Genomic DNA, 17,333 nt, shown 5'->3' with positions numbered 1-17,333 from the left:
TGGAAAGCATTCTGTTCCACGGGATAAGCTAGAACCTGACTCAGAGGGATCGTAGGATCTGCTCAATCATGTACTGAGCTTGGGCAGCATAACTACCGCCAAAAAGATTGAAGTGATTGAGAATGTGGTACAGGTTGTAAACGGTTTTCCGTTGTGCATAGGCGGCGGGTAGGGGATAGGTGGCGTTATAGCCCTGATAAAAAGCATCAGGAAACCCCCCAAAGAGTTCACTCATTGCTAAGTCCACTTCGCGATCGCCATAGTAACTGGCAGGGTCAAAAATCACAGGTTCCCCTGTGCGGCAAAAGGCAGCATTCCCCGACCAGAGATCGCCGTGAACTAGGGTAGGGGCTGGCTCATGATTCAGGAGTTCCGGAATGGCTGCCAGTAACTTCTCAGCTTTGGGAAAGTGCCCACCCCGACGGCGAGCCAGATCAAACTGATAACGCAGCCGAGCATCGCGGAAAAATTCGCCCCAGTTGTCTGACCAAGGGTTGATTTGGGGGGTGGCACCAATGGTGTTATTTTCTGGCCAACCGTAGCGATCGCCTGTGCCCTGGAGATGCAACCGCGCTAGCTGTGCCCCCATTTGCCACCAATCCCCTGAACTGGTCAGCGGCAGGTATTCTAACACTAGAAAACTAGCGTCCGCCACACTTCCCCACAGCAGGGGCAAGGGAACACGAATTGCCTGAACCTTGGCGATCGCCCGCAAGGCATTGGCTTCGGCAGCAAACATAGATTGCCGTTCAGGGCGATTAAATTTGATAAAAAGCGTTTGCTGCGGATGCTGCCACACATAGGTGGTGTTAATACTGCCACCCCCCACTGCAAGGGCTTGACCATCGTGGAGCCGCTGACCCGTCGCTGCGGCAAATTGATCCCACAACTGTTGCCAGCGACCCACAGCCTCAACCCTTAGTCGTCGTAGATGCGACACTCAGCAGCATCAGGGTTATCATCGCAGTACTGCTGAAAGGAGGTTTTGTGATCTTGCTGTTCAGCGCGCTGATGGGCAGCTTCCGCTTGCAGTTCCTCAAGGGCGTCCCAAGCAGCGGCGCATTGTCCAGAGGTTGCCCCTTCGGTATCACAGATTTGATGGGCTTCCTCGCGAGCTTGTTCGATTTGTTTCTCAAGATTACTCATAGAGCCTGTATTGAATCACCGTATTCAGTTTACAGCCCTTTTCTAGGATATGGAGACAACAGAAGAGATGGATTGCTCTTCTATCTTAGTTTTCACAGGGCGAAGCACGTACTATCTTTGGGAAAAGGGCTGGATGCAATCTGCCCAAGGGCAGGAATGCTGTTACTCCACTCTAGCTAATGAATGCCTTGACCTGCCAGTTGGCAAACCTGCATCCCCCTCCCTAAAGCCCTACAGGGTACTGTTGGCAACTGCTGCCTCACTCAGCAAACTGGGAGCAAATTGCGTTAATTGAGCATACAGGGGCAGATGGTGTTGCGCCACCGCAGGGAGGGCGGCATGGACGTGAGTGGCGATCGCCGTTGTGGTCACGTCGTAGGTCTGGGTAGCCAGTTTGGGATACATCCCCACAGCAATAATCGGTAACAGGAGGGAGAGGGCAATAAAAGTTTCACGGGGATTGATGTCCAAAAGCAGTTTGTCGAATATATCGCCCGCTTGTTTGCCCGTAAAGACACGGCGCAGCATCGAGAGCAGATAGACGGGCGTGATAATCACCCCCACCGCCGCAAGGAACATCACCCCCACTTTGAAGGTGGTGGAGTAGGCATCGCTGTTGGTTAAGCCCAAAAAGACGGTGAGTTCACTGACAAAGCCACTCATGCCGGGCAGTGCCAAAGAGGCCATGGCGGCGGCGGTAAAGAGGGCAAAGGTTTTCGGCATGGATTGAGCAATGCCGCTCATTTTTTCCATGGCCAAGGTGTGGGTGCGATCATAGGTCACCCCCGCCAAGAAGAAGAGGGCAGCCGCAATCAAACCGTGGGAGAGCATTTGGAGCATCGCCCCATTGAGACCAATGCCGTTGAGGGCACCAATCCCCAAGAGCACAAAACCCATGTGGGAAATTGAGGAGTAGGCCAGTCGCCGCTTTAGATTTTCTTGGCCAAAGGCAGTCAGGGCACCATAGACAATATTCACCACGCCTAGGGCAATGAGGACAGGGGCAAAGTAGATGTGGGCATCGGGGAGCATTTGCAGGTTGAAGCGAATTAGACCATAGCCCCCCATTTTCAAAAGCACTCCTGCCAACACCATCGAGACCGGCGCAGAGGCTTCCCCATGGGCATCGGGCAACCAAGTGTGTAGTGGGAAAATCGGCAGCTTGACCCCAAAGGCAATCAGGAAGCCACTGTAAGCAAGGAGTTCCAGCGCCAAGGGATAGTCCTTCAGGCCTAAAGCCATCATGCTGAGGGTAAAGTCACCGCCATAGAAGGCCATCGCTAGGCCAGCAATGAGGATAAAGAGGGAACCAACGGCAGTGTAGAGAATGAATTTGGTTGCAGCGTATTGGCGTTTGGCGCCGCCCCAGATAGAAATCAGCAAATAGACAGGGACCAGTTCCAGTTCCCACAGCAAAAAGAAAAGAATCAGGTCTTGGGCAGCAAAGACGCCAATTTGGGCACTGTAGAGTGCCAGCATCAGGAAATAAAATAAACGCGGCTTTTGCTTCACTTGCCAAGCCGCAAAGATTGCCACTGTATTCACCAGACCCGTCAGTAAAATCAGGGGGACGGCAAGGCCATCAACCGCTAGAGACCAGTTCAGGCCAATTTGCGGGAGCCAAGGCACAGTTTCCACTATTTGCATCTGGGCAGATTGGGCATCGTAGTGCTGCCAGAAAACCATTGCCGAAAGGCCAAATTCGAGGAGTGCGATCGCCAGGGCATACCAGCGGACTGTCTTCCCCTCGCGGTCGGGCAACACGGGAATCAAGAAGGCTGCCCCTAAAGGCAGCAGCGTTACTACAGTCAGCCAAGGAAATTGGACATTCATCAGACAACCCCCCAAGGGACGAGTCCAGTGATCTGTTTAAGTATCTAAAGTACCTCAATAAGAATATATACCTATTCGCCAAATGTTGCAAATTGTTAAGCACTTTTCTAAATTATAAAGTTCATGGCATAGCTATTGACAAAAACCTATTTAATAGAAAACTAACATTGATCTGAATAAAGTTAAGATGGGGTTTAACGTGCTTAAGGAGGCCGGCAGGTTCCCCACCGTTGGCTACGGCGGTGCAGTTCTACCGCAAAAAACTGCACCCCAAAGGAAAGAGGGAATGTTAAAGTCTGTTCTAAATATCAGGGTGTCTGCGGGTTAAAGTCATGATTTTCTTGCAAGCAAGCGTTTTTGTCACTATCCTCGTTGGTTTTTTAGCCACGATTGTCAAGAAAAATCTACTCATGAAGATTGTGACAATGGATGTCATGAGCACCGGCGTGGTGGCTTTGTTTGTGGTGATTGCTACCCACAGTGGCTTTGTTACACCTATTGCGCGTGGGGGGGTCTTTGATACTGCCTATGCGGATCCGCTGCCCCAAGCGGTGATTTTAACCGCGATCGTGATTGGTCTTTCAATTCAAACGCTGATGCTGGTGGCGGCAATGAAGCTAGCGCGGGATAACCCAACTTTGGAAACGCCAGAAATTGATCAAAAGTATCTGTAGGAAGTGGCAATGACAGAGCTGGCGATCGCTTGGATTTTGTTGCCATTTGTGGCCGGTTTAATGCTTTATCTACTGCCCCCCTTGGCGCGGGGTCTAACGCTGGCGATCGCCTTGGTTTCCCTCTGTGTCGGCTTAGGCATCATCATCCACCAAATCAACACTTCCTTTATCCTGCTGGATAGCTTTGGCGTTTCCTTGAGCATTGACCCCCTCAGTGGCTACTTTATTGTCACCAATGCCCTCGTCATTTTGGCAGCACTGTTACATACGTGGCAGGAGGGCTATAGGGCGTTCTTTCATGTTCTGCTGTGTCTGCTCCACGGCTGTGCCAACACCGTCTTTATTTCAGCGGATTTCCTCAGTCTCTACGTCAATATTGAGGTGCTGGGGATTGTCGTCTTTCTATTGATTGCCTATCCCCCCAGCGATCGTTCTCTTTGGATTGCCCTGCGCTACCTGATGGTGAGCAATGTGGCCATGCTCTTCTATCTCATAGGGGTAGCTCTTGTTTATCGGACAAACTATACCTTTGCCTTTAGTGCTCTGATGCCAGCACCGCCAGAAGCTGTGGCTCTGATTTTGGTGGCATTGTTGGCAAAGGGCGCCATTTTCGTCAGTGGGCTTTGGTTACCCCAAACGAATGTTGTTGCCGCTCCTGTTGTTGCTGCTCTCCTAGCCGGCGTTGTCGAAAATGCGGGAGTTTTTAGTCTAGCTCGCCTCAGTCTCCTGTATAGCGAGATGGCCGACATTGTGCAGCTTTTTGCCCTCGCCTCGATCTTGTTTGGAGCAGTGTTTGCCTTGGTGGCCGAGGATGTGCGGCGGATGCTCAGCTTCAGTACCCTTGGCCAACTGGGATGGGTGATCATTGCCCCAGCAGCGGCAGGTTTGTATGCCCTTATGCACGGTTTAGCAAAGGCCAGTCTTTTTCTGAGTGTGGGGGAACTGCGTCACTATCGTCTTAGTGAATTGCGCCAAGAGGGTTTGCCGCGCCCGGTGGCGATCGCCCTGATAATTGCCGGTTATGGCATTGTCGGTGTGCCCTTCCTTGCCGGATTTCCCGCTAAGGTCTTGACCCTGAGTTACCTTGAGCCGTGGCAGCAGGGACTGCTCTATGGCGCTGGCTGTTTAACGGCCACAATTTACAGCAAATTCCTCTTTTTGCCCCACTATCCCGGCAAGACCCCTCTGCCCGTGGGCTACAGTACCGCCACCATGGTGCTCTTGGGTGGGCTATTTCTTGCCAATGCCGGCTACATGGAAGCCTACAGGAGTGGCATGGGTTTGTTACGCGCTTTTTTGCTGCCCTTGGTGGGGTGTGGTCTGGTGGCCTTGGGGGTCTCCCGCTGGGAATCCCCTTGGCGGGGGGCTTGGGAGCGCCTAGAGCATCTTCTAGGGGTGATGCTATTACTGTTACTTGGCTTGGTGGGATTAGCCCTATGAATTATTTGATCTTTGCCCTGCGCCTGATGATTTGGCTGCTGCTGACGGCGGACTTTGGTTTGGTCAATCTGGCGATTGGTATTCTGGTTTCGCTCCTGCTGCCTCAAGGCCGAAGGGGTAGGGCAACACTATGGCAGTGGCTGAGTACCCTAGGAAAAGTGGTGATGGCTGTTCCCCGTGCCTATATTCAAGCGATTGAAATGATAGTGCGTCCCCATCCCCATGAAGCGATTGTCCGTGAACCCGTTGACCCTACCCGTGCCCCTGGGTTGATTTTTCTGGATATTTTTACGATCACCTTCACGCCCAAGACGATTGTACTGCACTACAACGAGGAGGGCTGGTTTGAAGTCCATCAACTCGTGGAGCACAGACCCGAAAAATGACGGCCTTTTTAGTCATCATGCTGCTGATTCTGGGTATTCCCCTCTATGCTGCTTGGAAAGGGGAGCACATCTGGTCGAAGATGTTGGCTTTTGCCAGTATTGCCACAAAAGCAGCAATTATGATCTTGCTGGTGTCGGTGCAGCGGGATGATTGGATGATTGGCATTGTGGGCATCATCATTCTCAGTGTGGGCAATGGTGCCTTGATGCTCCTTGCGCAGATTCTGCGACGACTGCGGGATGTCGCCAATCTTTAGGGAGGGGGTAAAGTGATCCTACAGTGGCTTAGTAATGCCTGCATCAGCTTTGGTCTATTTCTCTGGTTGTGGGGCACATGGCCACTGGTGGGTCGGCGATCGCCCCTCTATAAACTGCATTTTTTGTCGGTCTCAGATACCTTGGGTTCGATGGCTATCATGATCGGCGTGTTACTGCGCATTCCCCGCGAATGGCCGCTTCTCGTCTTGGCGCTCATTTCCCTTGCCCTTTGGAACACCATTTTGGGCTATGTGCTGGCCTACTGCTCCCAAGGGGAGGACAGTGATGGATAGCTGGATGATTGGGGTAACAGCACTCCTACCGCTTACCGCCTTAATGTTGGTATTTCAGGATAATCCCTACCATGTCTTGGTCATTCGGGGCATTGTGGGTGCTGTAGCCGCCTTGATCTACGCAATTCTGGGTGCTGCTGATGTGGCATTGACCGAGGCCCTTGTGGGAACCATGCTCTCAATTATGCTCTACGCAGTTGCCGTGCGCTCCTCCCTTGTGTTGCGGTTGGGCATCCTGGCTTCAGCTCTCTCCACCGATAGCTTGGATCGTTTACTGGAAGCCATTCGTGAAGCCGTTGCCCCCTATCATTTGCGTGTTGAATTGATCATTTATCCTACGTTTGAGCAACTTAAAATAGCACTCCGCGATCGCGAGATCCACGCCCTCTGTGCTGAAGAAACCACTCAATTATTAACGATGACCCGAGTTCCACGTCTCTATACCCTCCTCAAGCCCCACCTCACCAATCTCACAGAACTGGTGTATTACCCTTTGCCTACTGAAAAGGAGTCAAGGGCATGATTTGGCTTTATGGGATTGCGGCAGTGCTGCTGCTGGGGAAAATGCTGATGATCCCCACCCCACCTACAGTACCGACGATTCCCATTGTCGAAACCCTTGTTCACCAAAGTGCAATTCCCAATGCCGTTACTGCCGTGATTTTGCGCAATCGCTTGTACGACACCATTTTTGAGGTGGTGGTATTCACCCTTGCCATCATGGGGGCGCAGTATTTACTCAGCAATGAAAAACCCCTTGGCCACGTTAGCCGCTTTAACGATCAACCTTCCATTGTTTTGGCAAGATTTGGCGCCACCATTTGCTCCCTTGTGTGTCTTGAATTGGCCCTGCGGGGGCACCTGAGTCCGGGGGGTGGATTTGCTGCTGGCGTCGCTGGCGGGACGGCGATTGGCCTTGTGGCCATTACTTCCGCTCCAGAGTGGTTAGAGAGCATTTATCGGCGTTTCCATGCCGCCACCTGGGAAAAAATCTCTGTGATTGTTTTCATACTCTGCGGTGCCAGCCTATTGATAGGAGTGGCCTTGCCTGCGGGTCAGTTTGGCACGCTCCTCAGTGGCGGTTGGATTCCTGGGCTGAATATTCTCATTGCCCTTAAGGTGGCCTTGGGGTCGTGGGCAGCAGTGTTGACGTTTATTCGCTATCGCGGCCTGCTTTAGGCCAATAGTCCTGGACAAATTCACCAAGCCGCAACTGAGCCAGTGGGCATCATTTAACGTTACCCAGCCACGCCACACCAGATAGCGGCAGCCCAAAAGAATCACAATGAGGCGGCTGACATTATTGCTGGGAATAAAGTTGAGGGCGATCGCCACCCCTGCTGCAAGAACCACAGGCCACCAGACCCTTAGGTCATCCGCCGGCAGTTGCAAGAAATTCGGTAATGGCCGTAGCTGATCCGGATTCACCAGATCAATGGGAAAGAGTATCGGTTACCACACCGTTGCCAATAGCACGCCTATGAGGAATAGGAGGCTAAAAACAAAGAAGCCCCATCTCCCCGCAGAAACCAGTTGCCGAGGTGAAGCAACCTTTGGTGGCTTTTGGGTCATGTCATACCCCTAGGGGCGAAAGCAGGCAATGCTAGGCAATGGTGGGCATTTGGAGGCGAGCAAAAATCATGCGACCTGCCGCGGTTTGCAGGGCACCCGTGACGACCACCGACAGCTGATCGCCGATGTGATCAACCCCCTCTTCAACAACCACCATCGTGCCATCCTCAAGATAGCCCACCCCTTGGGCAGGCTCTTTCCCTTCCTTGAGAATTTTCAACTCCAGCGTATCGCCGGGAAGATAAATGGGACGGAGAGCTTGCGCTACCTCGTTGACGTTAAAGACATCCACTTTTTGGAAGCGGGCAACTTTGTTCAGGTTCAAATCATTGGTGACAAGGGTGCCGTTAATTTCTTGGCACAGCCGTACTAGCTTAGCATCCACCGTTGTTAGTTCTGGATAGTCTGCCGAGTGAATGACAATGCGATCGCCCAAACTTGCTTGAAGACGGTTTAAGACATCCAGCCCCCGCCGGCCGCGGATCCGTTTTTGCTCATTCCCCGCATCGGCAATCAGTTGCAACTCCTGAAGCACAAACTGGGGCACAATAATCTGGCCTTCCAGTACTCCTAAATTCAAGAGTGCCTCAATGCGACCATCAATAATGCAACTGGTATCCAGTACCTTGGCACGGGCGGGTTTAAGCGTCCCCTCTGCTAAGAGACTACTGGCCACAGCGTTGGGGTTAATCAGACGCAGAAGGGCAGCGCCGTGACTATCCGCCAATGTGGTGCCCGAGTAGGCAAAGAGAATGCTGGTAAGAACGGCAATCAGTGGCTTAATAAACGAAAAGTCCTTGGGAATGGGTAACAGAAAAATCGGTGCCAGCACCAAATTGGCGAGAAGCAATCCCACCACAAGACCCACTGCTCGCGACAAGAGTGTTTCTGGCGGTAATTGACGGATATTGCGCTCAAGACGATGGTAAAAGGATTGCAACAATAGACCAAAGGCAATACCTAAAATGGCACCAAACCCTGCCGTGACCCACTGCAATCCACGAACGTTAGCTACTTGATCTAGAACGGTTGCCGGGAGTAGGTCAATGCTGTTGAAGCCAACGGCAATTCCCATCACGACGACAATGAGGAGTAAGATGGTATCGAGCATTAGTTCGCTCCTGTCGCGCTGGACATCTCCAGAGGCCACTACCTTAGAATTATACTTTCTTCTTTCTTACTGCGGTGTTGGACTGTTGCAGATCCAGATGACGACTAATTTGAGTGCCAGCGCGGACACCCGCTGCTTCAGCCGAAAAACCGAGGAGCGTCCGTGCTCTCATCCCGCCGAGGGCGGCCAACAGCATTTTCTTGGTGAAGGTCTGAGCGGTTTTTAGCCACCACTCTAAAAAAAGGTCAGGGATGGGGGAGGAGGTTCCTCAGGGGATGGTTCTACCAACCGTCGGCCGAGATCTTCCCCTAGTTGAGTTTTGTCTAAAATTGCAGGGGTTGGCTAAGGGGGAAGCGGCATCGCCTGCACCACTATCTAGAAAGTGAATTCAGGGGCAATCTGGGAATTGGCTCGCACCGCATATCCGAGATGAACCAAAACATCCTCCACCGCATTCATCCTGTGCCGGAGTTCATCAAATCCGTGCGCTGTAATCCCCTGGCGATTCTGCAACTTGTTCAGTTCACCTAGAGGGTGCCGAATGGGGGCAAGTTACGTTTATCAGCCACCCTCTCCACCGTGTCTGGGAGTTCCCCTTGGGCGATGTGCTGGCTATGCCCAGAAGGCAAAAATTTTTTCAGGTTGCTGTTGTGACGCTCCGCCAAGATACCCCTGCCTTCATCGCACTCAGGACGCCAATGGCTTCGGCATAGGACTGGCAAGGAATTGTCTCTATCCCTAGATCGGCACCTGTAACATTGAGGGTTGTGGTATTGTTGGCTACCGTTAGGATAGGAACGCCCTGATGGGCAAAGGCCAGAACTCCCCGTCCACCAAGGGCAGTGGCGGGTACAATCACGGCATCTACATCCTGTTGCCACAACGCCTGTGGGGTGGTTCGGCTGTAGCGAGGAGCACAACTCAATCCCACCAACACCGACGGCAAAAAGGTGTAGCCAATTTCTTCGGCAAGGGCGCGGGGATGCACGGTCTCCTCTAGGGGCAATGGTTGCAAGGCTGGGGCATGGGCCGCTGGAATCTCAAAGTGCTGGACAACCAAGTGACTAATGACTGCTTCTGCCCCTGCTAGGGGATCCACGCCATGGCCACTGCGATAATGGTGCAATGCTGCTGTGCCTAGATCGTCTGGAAAGCGGCTGACAATGGCGATCGCCTCCGCCTTAGCCGCTTGCATCAGCTTTTCTACCCCCCGCAATAAACTGGCAGGGTTTGCCAAGGTGCCCCATGTTGCGCCGGAAGCAGCGGTTTGTAATTGCACTCCCAAAGGCTCATCTGTAATCACCGGTTCAGTAATGGTTAAACCCAAGGTGGCAGAACAGGCCGCCGCCGCTTGACGATGGCGAAGTTGCAGCTCCGGTTCAATGGCTGCATCTAGCAAAAGGCCAATGCGATTTGGACGCGGTGGCAATAACCCCCAACGGCCCACAGCAAATTCATCAAGGGCATAGCCTTCGACATACCACACATTGGGCAGTGGCCAATAGAGCATCGCCCCGTTGAGAACATTGGGATGGGTAACTAGGCGATCGCACACCTGCGCCAAGGCACGGACAACAGGAATCGCATCGCCCGCATAGCCGCCAATGGCAGCGCCAATTCCCGTTGGAATAATTAGCACTGCGGTCAGCACGTTAGCGACTGGCTTGGGCAGGGAGGGGAGCCGGCTGCACAGCCACAGTTAGGGTTTGACCGTTTCGGCTGACTTCCAGTTGCATTGTGCGACCAATACCGGTGTTTTCCACCATTTGCTGCACTTGATCTGCTTTGGTGATGGTTTGGCCATTGATGCGACGGATCACATCCCCCGCTCGCAAACCGGCACGGGCTGCGGGTGAATTAGGGAGCACTTGAACAATCACTACCCCCACACTGTCTTGAAGGCGGATCGGGCTACGGGGATTGGCATTGAGGCGTTGCTGTATTTCAGGACTGAGAGTGGCCATGCGAATGCCAAGGAAGGGGTGATCTACGCGGCCATTGGCAATCAGTTGCTTAGCAATCCGCTGAGCTGTATTAATGGGAATGGCAAACCCTAACCCTTGAGCGCCGCCAATGATGGCGGTGTTGATGCCGATAACCTCCCCCCGCTGGTTTAATAGCGGCCCACCGGAGTTACCGGGGTTAATGGCCGCATCGGTTTGAATGAAACCTACCCGCTTATCGGGCACACCAATATCGCCGCTAGAGCGGCCGGTGGCACTAATAATTCCCGCCGTCACTGTATTATCCAGACCTAGGGGGTTACCGATGGCGATCGCCCACTCGCCGGGTCGCAAATTATCAGAATTGCCAAGGCGCACCACTGGTAAATTGTTGGCATTCACTTTGACCACGGCCACATCAGTCAAACGATCTTGGCCGAGGACTTGACCCTCAAAGGTGCGGCCATCCTTAAGGGTTACTCGCACGCGGTTGGCACCCTCCACCACGTGGGCATTGGTGAGAATCAAGCCATCACTGCTAATAATGAAACCTGATCCTACCCCCCGTTCTTCGCGACTGGGGGGAGGCATCATTGGCCCAAAAAATTCTTGAAAGAAGGGGTCATTAAAAATGGCCGGTACACGGGTTTGTACCGTACGGGAAGCATCAATCCGTACCACCGCAGGTCCTACTTGCTCAACAGCACGGGCAATAAAATTAATGTCATTTCCCGCCGGTAGCGGTGCCGGCAGCTGCGCCAAGCTGGGGGTCACTAAGGGGGTTGACGCCGGCATCAAGTGGGTGGCAAACATTGCAGCGGCTGCCCCCAATGCCATGAACGACAGGTAAGTGACCGATTTACCAAGACGCACTGTCATAGGTGATTGCCCTTTTGCTGACACTGGTTCCTGATGTATGGACGGCAATTGAGGGAAGCAAGTTCCAGCTTCTAGCCTACCACTTCAAGAGGTTGAATTTCTCCATGTCAACCGTGTCGCGATTGCGATAAATGGCCAAAATAATCGCTAAACCCACAGCCGCTTCTGCCGCTGCCACAGTAATCACAAACACCGCAAAGACCTGCCCCTTAATTTGCTGGCCATCCAGATAGTTGGCAAAACCAATCAGGTTGAGGTTAACAGCATTTAGAAGCAACTCAATGGACATTAGCACGCGGACGGCATTGCGACTGGTAACCAAGCCATAGATGCCAATACAAAATAGCAGTGCCGCCAAGATTAAAACATAGGTTAACTGCATTGTCTTCCTCTACTTTTCAGACAAAGCCACAGGTTCACGCGGACGTTCCGGTAACTCCAAGGGGGGAACCACCTCTTCCCCTAAGATGGGTTCAGGTTCCAACACCAGTTCGCGACGTGCCAGAACCACTGCGCCGATCAGAGCCATCAGCAGCAAGACGGAAGCCAATTCAAAGGGCAAGAGAAAGTCACTAAAAAAGTGCCGGCCAATTGTTTTGATACTGTCGGGGGTGGGGGGCAGAGCACTAATTTTCCAAGGGGTTTGCAAAATCATCTTTGTCAGCAGCGCAAAGACCCCAAGGGAGACCACTGCCGCGCCCCCCTGACGCAGCCAACGACCCGGCACGGGTGTATAGGCTTCTCGTTTATTGACGAGCATGATTGCAAAGAGGATAAGAACATTCACCGCGCCGACATAGATGAGAATTTGTGCTGCTGAAACAAAGTCTGCATTCATGAGGATGTACAGTCCAGAGATACTCAAGAACACACCCCCCAGCAAAAAGGCAGAATAGACCACGTTGTCGAGCAGCACAACGCCAAGGGCAGCAAAGAGGACTGCCCCTGCAAGGGCAAAGAAGGTAACCGTTTGGGTTAGGGTGGCTAAGTCCACAGCAGCAACTCCTAGTTCTCAGATGTTTCAGAGGTCTTGGTCATATTGGCGATCGCCTCCGGACGCTCTCCCGCCCGTTGGGCACCTGGGGGCAACTCATGGCCAGACATGACCCCTGCCGGCAGGTAAGCAAATTCGCGAATCGGCGTTACCATCGGGTCTTGAGTTACCTTGTAGGGAATGCGCCCCATTGCCACACTGTCGTAGTTCAGCTCATGGCGATCGTAGGTGGCCAGTTCGTACTCCTCTGTTACTGAGAGGCAATTGGTGGGGCAGTACTCGACGCAGTTGGCACAGAAAATGCACACCCCAAAGTCAATGCTATAGTGCCTGAGTTCTTTCTTTTTAATCTCTTTGTTAAAGACCCAATCTACCACCGGCAGATTAATGGGGCAGACGCGCACGCACACTTCACAGGCAATGCACTTGTCAAATTCAAAGTGAATCCGCCCCCGAAATCGTTCTGAAGGAATGAGTTTTTCGTAGGGGTACTGTACGGTAATGGGTCGCCGTCGCATGTGATCAAAGGTCACCGATAGGCCTTGACCAATATACTTGGCAGACTGCACTGCCTCTTTGGCATAGTTGGTAATCTGATGGAGGAATTTCATGGGTCACCTCATGGAAATAGGGAGTTTCTTAACCGCCAAAGGCAAGGGGAAAGGCAAGCTTCAAGCCTGCTGTGAGCAACAAGTTCACCAGACCCACTGGGAGTAGAAATTTCCAGCCTAGGTCTAGGAGTTGGTCAATGCGCACACGGGGAACCGTCCACCGCAGCAGAATTGCCAAAAACACGAAGAAGTAGGCCTTTACTAAGGTCATTGTGATGCCCAGCACCGCAAAGGCAATCTGCAAAAAGGGATTAGTTTCGGGAATGCCAAGGAGATGGGCTATCGTTTCTAAGGGAATTGGGAAGCTCCACCCTCCGAAGTACAAGACACTCACCAGAAGCGCTGAAAGCACAAGGTTGACGTAGGCCCCTAGGTAAAAGAGGGCAAATTTCATGCCGGCGTACTCCGTTTGGTAGCCCGCCACAAGCTCCTCCTCTGCTTCCGGCAGGTCAAAGGGGAGACGCTCGCACTCGGCCAAAGCCGCAATCCAAAAGATCAAAAAGCCAATGGGTTGCCGCCAAACATTCCAACTGAGGATGCCATAGGCCGACTGCTGCTCGACAATTTCCACGGTGCTCAAGCCATTGGACATCATGGCCACCGCCAACACCGCTAAGGCAAGGGGAATCTCATAGCTAATAGATTGGGCAGCTGCCCGCAGACCCCCCAACAGGGAGTATTTGTTGTTGGAAGCATAGCCCGACATCAGCAGGCCAATGGGGGCAATACTGGAAAGGGCAATCCAGAGGAAAACGCCCATCGCCAAGTTGGAGATCAGTAGGTTTTGACCAAAGGGGACAATAATGTAGGACAAAAAGACGGGAATGACCACCACCGCCGGACCAAGGGTAAAGAGCCAGCGATCGCTATTCGCAGGGAGAACGTCTTCTTTGAAAATTAGTTTGAGGCCGTCGGCCAAGGGGGCCAAAATCCCCAAGGGGCCGATGTATTCAGGGCCAATACGCTGTTGCACCGCAGCAGAAATTTTCCGTTCGAGCCAAACTGCAACCAGCACGCCCACTGTAGCCACAATCAGCATCATTAACATTGGCAGGGGGAGCCATAGCAGTTTGGCCAAATCATGGGACAGGCCAAAGGATTCTAATGCACTGATGAATTGCCCCTGTAAGTCAATACCCGATTCCATAGCGATTTGATCGCGCCCCAGCTACAGACACGCTCTACAGTATAAAGGTTTTATTTCCGTTAAGAAGATAGATCTGAGACAAGTTTTTGTCGCAGTAGCTATTACAGATGTTTATAGTTTACAATTCTCTCCACAGTCCTCAAGTCTGACCGGTCGGTAAGACAGGGTAAAAAGTAAGTTTCAAAGGATTTTCTAGGAGAGCAGGGTGGCGATCGCGATTCAAAATGCGGTGATTTGTACCCCAGAGGGAGAACTGCGGCAACAACAGGTGCGCCTTGAGGGCAATCGCATTGCGGAGGTGGCCGAAACCGTCACCGTGAATCCCGGCGATACAGTAATTGATGCAACGGGTTTAACCCTGCTGCCTGGGGTGATTGACCCCCAAGTGCATTTTCGCGAACCGGGCTTAGAGCACAAAGAGGATCTGTTCACCGCCAGTTGTGCCTGTGCCAAGGGGGGGGTCACCAGCTTTTTGGAAATGCCTAATACCCGTCCCCCAACGATTGATCAGGCCACCCTAGACGATAAACTGGCCCGCGCCGCCGCCAAATGTGTGGTGAACTATGGCTTTTTCATCGGTGCCACCAAGGACAACCTGGCTGTGCTCAACACCGTTCACCCCGTCTGTGGCATCAAGATTTTCATGGGGTCAATGCACGGCCCCCTCTTGGTGGATGAGGAGCCAATTTTAGACCGCATTTTCGGTGAGGGCAACCGCCTCATTGCCGTCCATGCCGAAGATCAAGGGCGGATCCGTGCCCGTCGCAAACAGTTTGCCGGCATCACCGATGTGGCGGTTCATTCGCAAATTCAAGATGAGATGGCTGCCCTCAACGCCACCCAGCTCGCGATTCAGCTCTCCCGCAAGTATGAGCGCCGCCTGCACATTCTCCATCTTTCCACCGGCATTGAAGTGGACTTTCTGCGCCAGCACAAGCTCCCGTGGGTCACAGTGGAAGTCACTCCCCAGCACTTGCTGCTGACCACGGAGGCCTACGCCAAAATTGGCTCCCTTGCCCAAATGAACCCGCCCCTGCGGACAGAGGAGGATAACAAGAAACTTTGGCAGGGACTATTGGAGGGGATAATTGATTTTATTGCCACGGATCATGCCCCCCACACCCTGGAGGAAAAGGCGCAGCCCTATCCCCAAAGTCCCTCCGGGATGCCAGGGGTAGAAACCGCTTTGCCGCTGATGTTGACCCAAGCTATGGCCGGTCGTTGTACGGTACCGCAGGTGGTGCGTTGGATGTCCACTGCGGTTGCGGCAGCCTACGAAATTCCCAATAAAGGCAAAATTGCCCCCGGCTATGATGCGGATCTTGTCCTGGTGGATTTGCAGACCTATCGCCCTGTGCGTCGTGAAGAACTGCTGACCAAGTGCGGTTGGAGTCCCTTTGAGGGCTGGGTATTGACAGGGTGGCCTGTTTACACCTTTGTCAATGGGGAGATTGTCTTTAGCCAAGGAACCGTGAATACTGCGGTGCGGGGACAGGCTCTTAAATTTGGTTTGGGCTAGGCGATCGCCCCCTAAAATCAGAGATTGCCGGCTTCCTGTGAACTCGTGTGAACTCGTGCTAATCTGAGGCAAGGGTATAGCATTTAGACAACACCAGACAACACAATGCGCATTCTGGTTACTGGGGGGGCTGGGTTTATTGGTTCCCATCTGGTCGATCGATTAATGGAAGCTGGTCACGAGGTGGTTTGCCTCGATAACTACTTCACAGGCACAAAGCGCAATCTACTGCGTTGGCTGGGGCACCCGAATTTTGAGCTTATCCGCCACGACATCACTGACCCCATTCGCCTTGAAGTGGATCAAATCTATCACTTGGCCTGCCCGGCCTCCCCCGTTCACTACCAGTACAACCCCGTTAAGACCATTAAAACCAATGTCATGGGCACCCTCCACATGCTGGGGTTGGCCAAACGCGTGAAGGCGCGGTTTCTTCTTGCCTCCACCTCAGAAGTCTATGGCAACCCGCTGGTGCATCCCCAAGTGGAATCCTACTGGGGTCATGTCAACCCCATTGGCATTCGAGCCTGCTATGACGAAGGCAAACGCGTTGCCGAAACCCTTACGTTTGACTACCACCGCCAGAATAATGTGGATGTTCGGGTGGCACGGATTTTCAATACCTATGGCCCGCGGATGCAGGTCAATGATGGCCGAGTGGTAAGCAATTTTATTGTCCAAGCGTTACAGGGTGTTCCCCTCACCGTCTATGGGGATGGCTCCCAAACCCGCAGTTTTTGCTATGTCAGCGATTTGGTCGAAGGCTTGATTCGGCTGATGAATAGCGATTACATTGGCCCTGTGAACCTTGGCAACCCCGATGAGTACACCGTGCTGGAGCTGGCGCAAAAAATCCAAGCCCTGATTAATCCGGGGGTGGAAATTCAGTTCAAGCCCCTGCCCAGTGATGACCCCCAGCGTCGTCGTCCCGACATTACCCTTGCCCGCACGGTGTTGAACTGGCAGCCAACCGTTCCCCTCCTAGAGGGGCTGCAGCGCACAATTCCTGACTTCGCCGAGCGGTTGGGCGTACCCTACACCCCTATGATGGTAGAGGTTTAGGGAGGTGACCAAGAATGCGGGTTTGTGTCATTGGCACCGGCTATGTGGGTCTGGTGACGGGGGTATGTTTGGCACATATCGGCCATGAGGTGCTGTGCATAGACAACAACATTGATAAAGTTAAGCTACTGCAACGGGGGGAATCTCCAATTTACGAACCCGGCTTGACGGAGTTGCTCCGTGGTTGCATTGCCAGTGGCCGCATCAGCTTCAGTAGTGATCTTGGCGCTGGAGTGGAGTTTGGTGAAGTGCTCTTTATTGCCGTCGGCACACCGGCTCTGCCGAATGGCGAAACGGATACCCGCTATGTGGAAGCCGTTGCGCGGGGCATTGGAGCCCATTTGTCTTTGGGATACAAGGTCATTGTCAATAAATCCACCGTGCCGATTGGCTCAGGGGACTGGGTGCGGATGATCATTTTGGATGGTGTTGTGGAGCGAGAACCGGCGTTAGCCGATGCGATTA

The 17,333-nt window shown here is 52.9% G+C and carries 19 protein-coding genes and 1 pseudogene; 10 read left to right on the top strand and 10 right to left on the bottom strand.

All coding sequences use genetic code 11. The features are described 5' to 3' along the window. Positions 1–40: 40 nt before the first annotated feature. From Q0711_RS00125 to Q0711_RS00115, 3 genes are all read right to left on the bottom strand, one after another. Positions 41–907: a fructosamine kinase family protein gene (locus Q0711_RS00125; protein WP_298611933.1), complete on the bottom strand. Its 867-nt coding sequence runs from the start codon at positions 905–907 to the stop codon at positions 41–43. Between the two features lie 11 nt (positions 908–918). Further along, a complete protein-coding gene (locus tag Q0711_RS00120; protein ID WP_298611930.1) occupies positions 919–1,146 on the bottom strand; it encodes a Calvin cycle protein CP12 in 228 nt (75 codons plus the stop codon). Positions 1,147–1,377: 231 nt separating this feature from the next. Then, a complete protein-coding gene (locus tag Q0711_RS00115; protein WP_298611928.1) occupies positions 1,378–2,979 on the bottom strand; it encodes an NAD(P)H-quinone oxidoreductase subunit 4 in 1,602 nt (533 codons plus the stop codon). Positions 2,980–3,311: 332 nt separating this feature from the next. Between Q0711_RS00115 and Q0711_RS00110 the strand changes: the two genes are divergently transcribed. The 7 genes from Q0711_RS00110 to Q0711_RS00080 are packed head-to-tail and all read left to right on the top strand — an operon-like array spanning position 3,312 to position 7,209. Then, on the top strand, positions 3,312–3,653 hold the full coding sequence (locus Q0711_RS00110; RefSeq protein ID WP_298611925.1) for an NADH-quinone oxidoreductase subunit K: 342 nt from the start codon (positions 3,312–3,314) through the stop codon (positions 3,651–3,653). Between the two features lie 9 nt (positions 3,654–3,662). After that, positions 3,663–5,093 (top strand): cation:proton antiporter, encoded by a 1,431-nt coding sequence (locus Q0711_RS00105; protein WP_299041244.1) that lies wholly within the window; start codon positions 3,663–3,665, stop codon positions 5,091–5,093. Beyond that, positions 5,090–5,479, top strand: coding sequence for a Na+/H+ antiporter subunit E (locus tag Q0711_RS00100; RefSeq protein WP_298611922.1), 390 nt, complete (start codon positions 5,090–5,092; stop codon positions 5,477–5,479). Before Q0711_RS00105 ends, Q0711_RS00100 begins: the two co-directional genes overlap by 4 nt. Beyond that, complete coding sequence (locus tag Q0711_RS00095; protein WP_298611919.1) at positions 5,476–5,736, top strand: hypothetical protein; 261 nt, start codon at positions 5,476–5,478, stop codon at positions 5,734–5,736. Before Q0711_RS00100 ends, Q0711_RS00095 begins: the two co-directional genes overlap by 4 nt. A 15-nt stretch (positions 5,737–5,751) precedes the next feature. Beyond that, entirely contained in the window at positions 5,752–6,030 is a 279-nt protein-coding gene (locus tag Q0711_RS00090) for a monovalent cation/H(+) antiporter subunit G (protein WP_366142495.1), read from the top strand. Further along, positions 6,023–6,553: a DUF4040 domain-containing protein gene (locus tag Q0711_RS00085; RefSeq protein ID WP_298611914.1), complete on the top strand. Its 531-nt coding sequence runs from the start codon at positions 6,023–6,025 to the stop codon at positions 6,551–6,553. Before Q0711_RS00090 ends, Q0711_RS00085 begins: the two co-directional genes overlap by 8 nt. Beyond that, a complete protein-coding gene (locus Q0711_RS00080) occupies positions 6,550–7,209 on the top strand; it encodes a Na(+)/H(+) antiporter subunit B (RefSeq protein ID WP_298611910.1) in 660 nt (219 codons plus the stop codon). The genes Q0711_RS00085 and Q0711_RS00080 overlap by 4 nt, the downstream gene beginning before the upstream one ends. A gap of 424 nt (positions 7,210–7,633) precedes the next feature. Here Q0711_RS00080 and Q0711_RS00075 read toward each other — a convergent pair whose 3' ends face one another. The 7 genes from Q0711_RS00075 to nuoH all read right to left on the bottom strand — a co-directional run bounded on the left by Q0711_RS00075 (position 7,634) and on the right by nuoH (position 14,287). Then, positions 7,634–8,713 carry a PIN/TRAM domain-containing protein gene (locus tag Q0711_RS00075; protein ID WP_298611907.1) on the bottom strand — a complete coding sequence of 360 codons (1,080 nt, stop codon included), beginning with the start codon at positions 8,711–8,713 and terminating at the stop codon, positions 7,634–7,636. Between the two features lie 637 nt (positions 8,714–9,350). Then, a complete protein-coding gene (locus Q0711_RS00070; protein ID WP_298611904.1) occupies positions 9,351–10,364 on the bottom strand; it encodes a DUF3326 domain-containing protein in 1,014 nt (337 codons plus the stop codon). A gap of 1 nt (position 10,365) precedes the next feature. Continuing rightward, complete coding sequence (locus tag Q0711_RS00065; RefSeq protein WP_298611901.1) at positions 10,366–11,535, bottom strand: HhoA/HhoB/HtrA family serine endopeptidase; 1,170 nt, start codon at positions 11,533–11,535, stop codon at positions 10,366–10,368. Positions 11,536–11,611: 76 nt separating this feature from the next. Continuing rightward, on the bottom strand, positions 11,612–11,917 hold the full coding sequence (gene nuoK, locus Q0711_RS00060) for an NADH-quinone oxidoreductase subunit NuoK (RefSeq protein WP_011056517.1): 306 nt from the start codon (positions 11,915–11,917) through the stop codon (positions 11,612–11,614). 9 nt (positions 11,918–11,926) lie between these two features. Continuing rightward, positions 11,927–12,529, bottom strand: a complete 603-nt coding sequence (locus Q0711_RS00055) for an NADH-quinone oxidoreductase subunit J (RefSeq protein WP_298611893.1) — start codon at positions 12,527–12,529, stop codon at positions 11,927–11,929. 11 nt (positions 12,530–12,540) lie between these two features. After that, positions 12,541–13,140, bottom strand: a complete 600-nt coding sequence (ndhI, locus tag Q0711_RS00050; protein WP_298611888.1) for an NAD(P)H-quinone oxidoreductase subunit I — start codon at positions 13,138–13,140, stop codon at positions 12,541–12,543. Between the two features lie 28 nt (positions 13,141–13,168). Beyond that, positions 13,169–14,287 (bottom strand): NADH-quinone oxidoreductase subunit NuoH, encoded by a 1,119-nt coding sequence (nuoH, locus tag Q0711_RS00045; protein WP_298611885.1) that lies wholly within the window; start codon positions 14,285–14,287, stop codon positions 13,169–13,171. Between the two features lie 205 nt (positions 14,288–14,492). Here nuoH and Q0711_RS00040 point away from each other — a divergent pair, with 205 nt between their 5' ends. From Q0711_RS00040 to Q0711_RS00030, 3 genes and pseudogenes are all read left to right on the top strand, one after another. After that, positions 14,493–15,806: a dihydroorotase gene (locus Q0711_RS00040; RefSeq protein ID WP_298611882.1), complete on the top strand. Its 1,314-nt coding sequence runs from the start codon at positions 14,493–14,495 to the stop codon at positions 15,804–15,806. 105 nt (positions 15,807–15,911) lie between these two features. Continuing rightward, complete coding sequence (locus Q0711_RS00035) at positions 15,912–16,868, top strand: UDP-glucuronic acid decarboxylase family protein (RefSeq protein ID WP_298611879.1); 957 nt, start codon at positions 15,912–15,914, stop codon at positions 16,866–16,868. Positions 16,869–16,882: 14 nt separating this feature from the next. Continuing rightward, a pseudogene (locus tag Q0711_RS00030) lies at positions 16,883–17,333 on the top strand (UDP-glucose 6-dehydrogenase); the annotation flags it as partial.

Source organism: uncultured Thermosynechococcus sp. (assembly GCF_937958135.1).
GTDB lineage: Bacteria > Cyanobacteriota > Cyanobacteriia > Thermosynechococcales > Thermosynechococcaceae > Thermosynechococcus.
The sequence above is the reverse complement of the archived record's forward strand: the minus strand, read 5'-3'. Positions and strand labels throughout refer to the sequence as shown.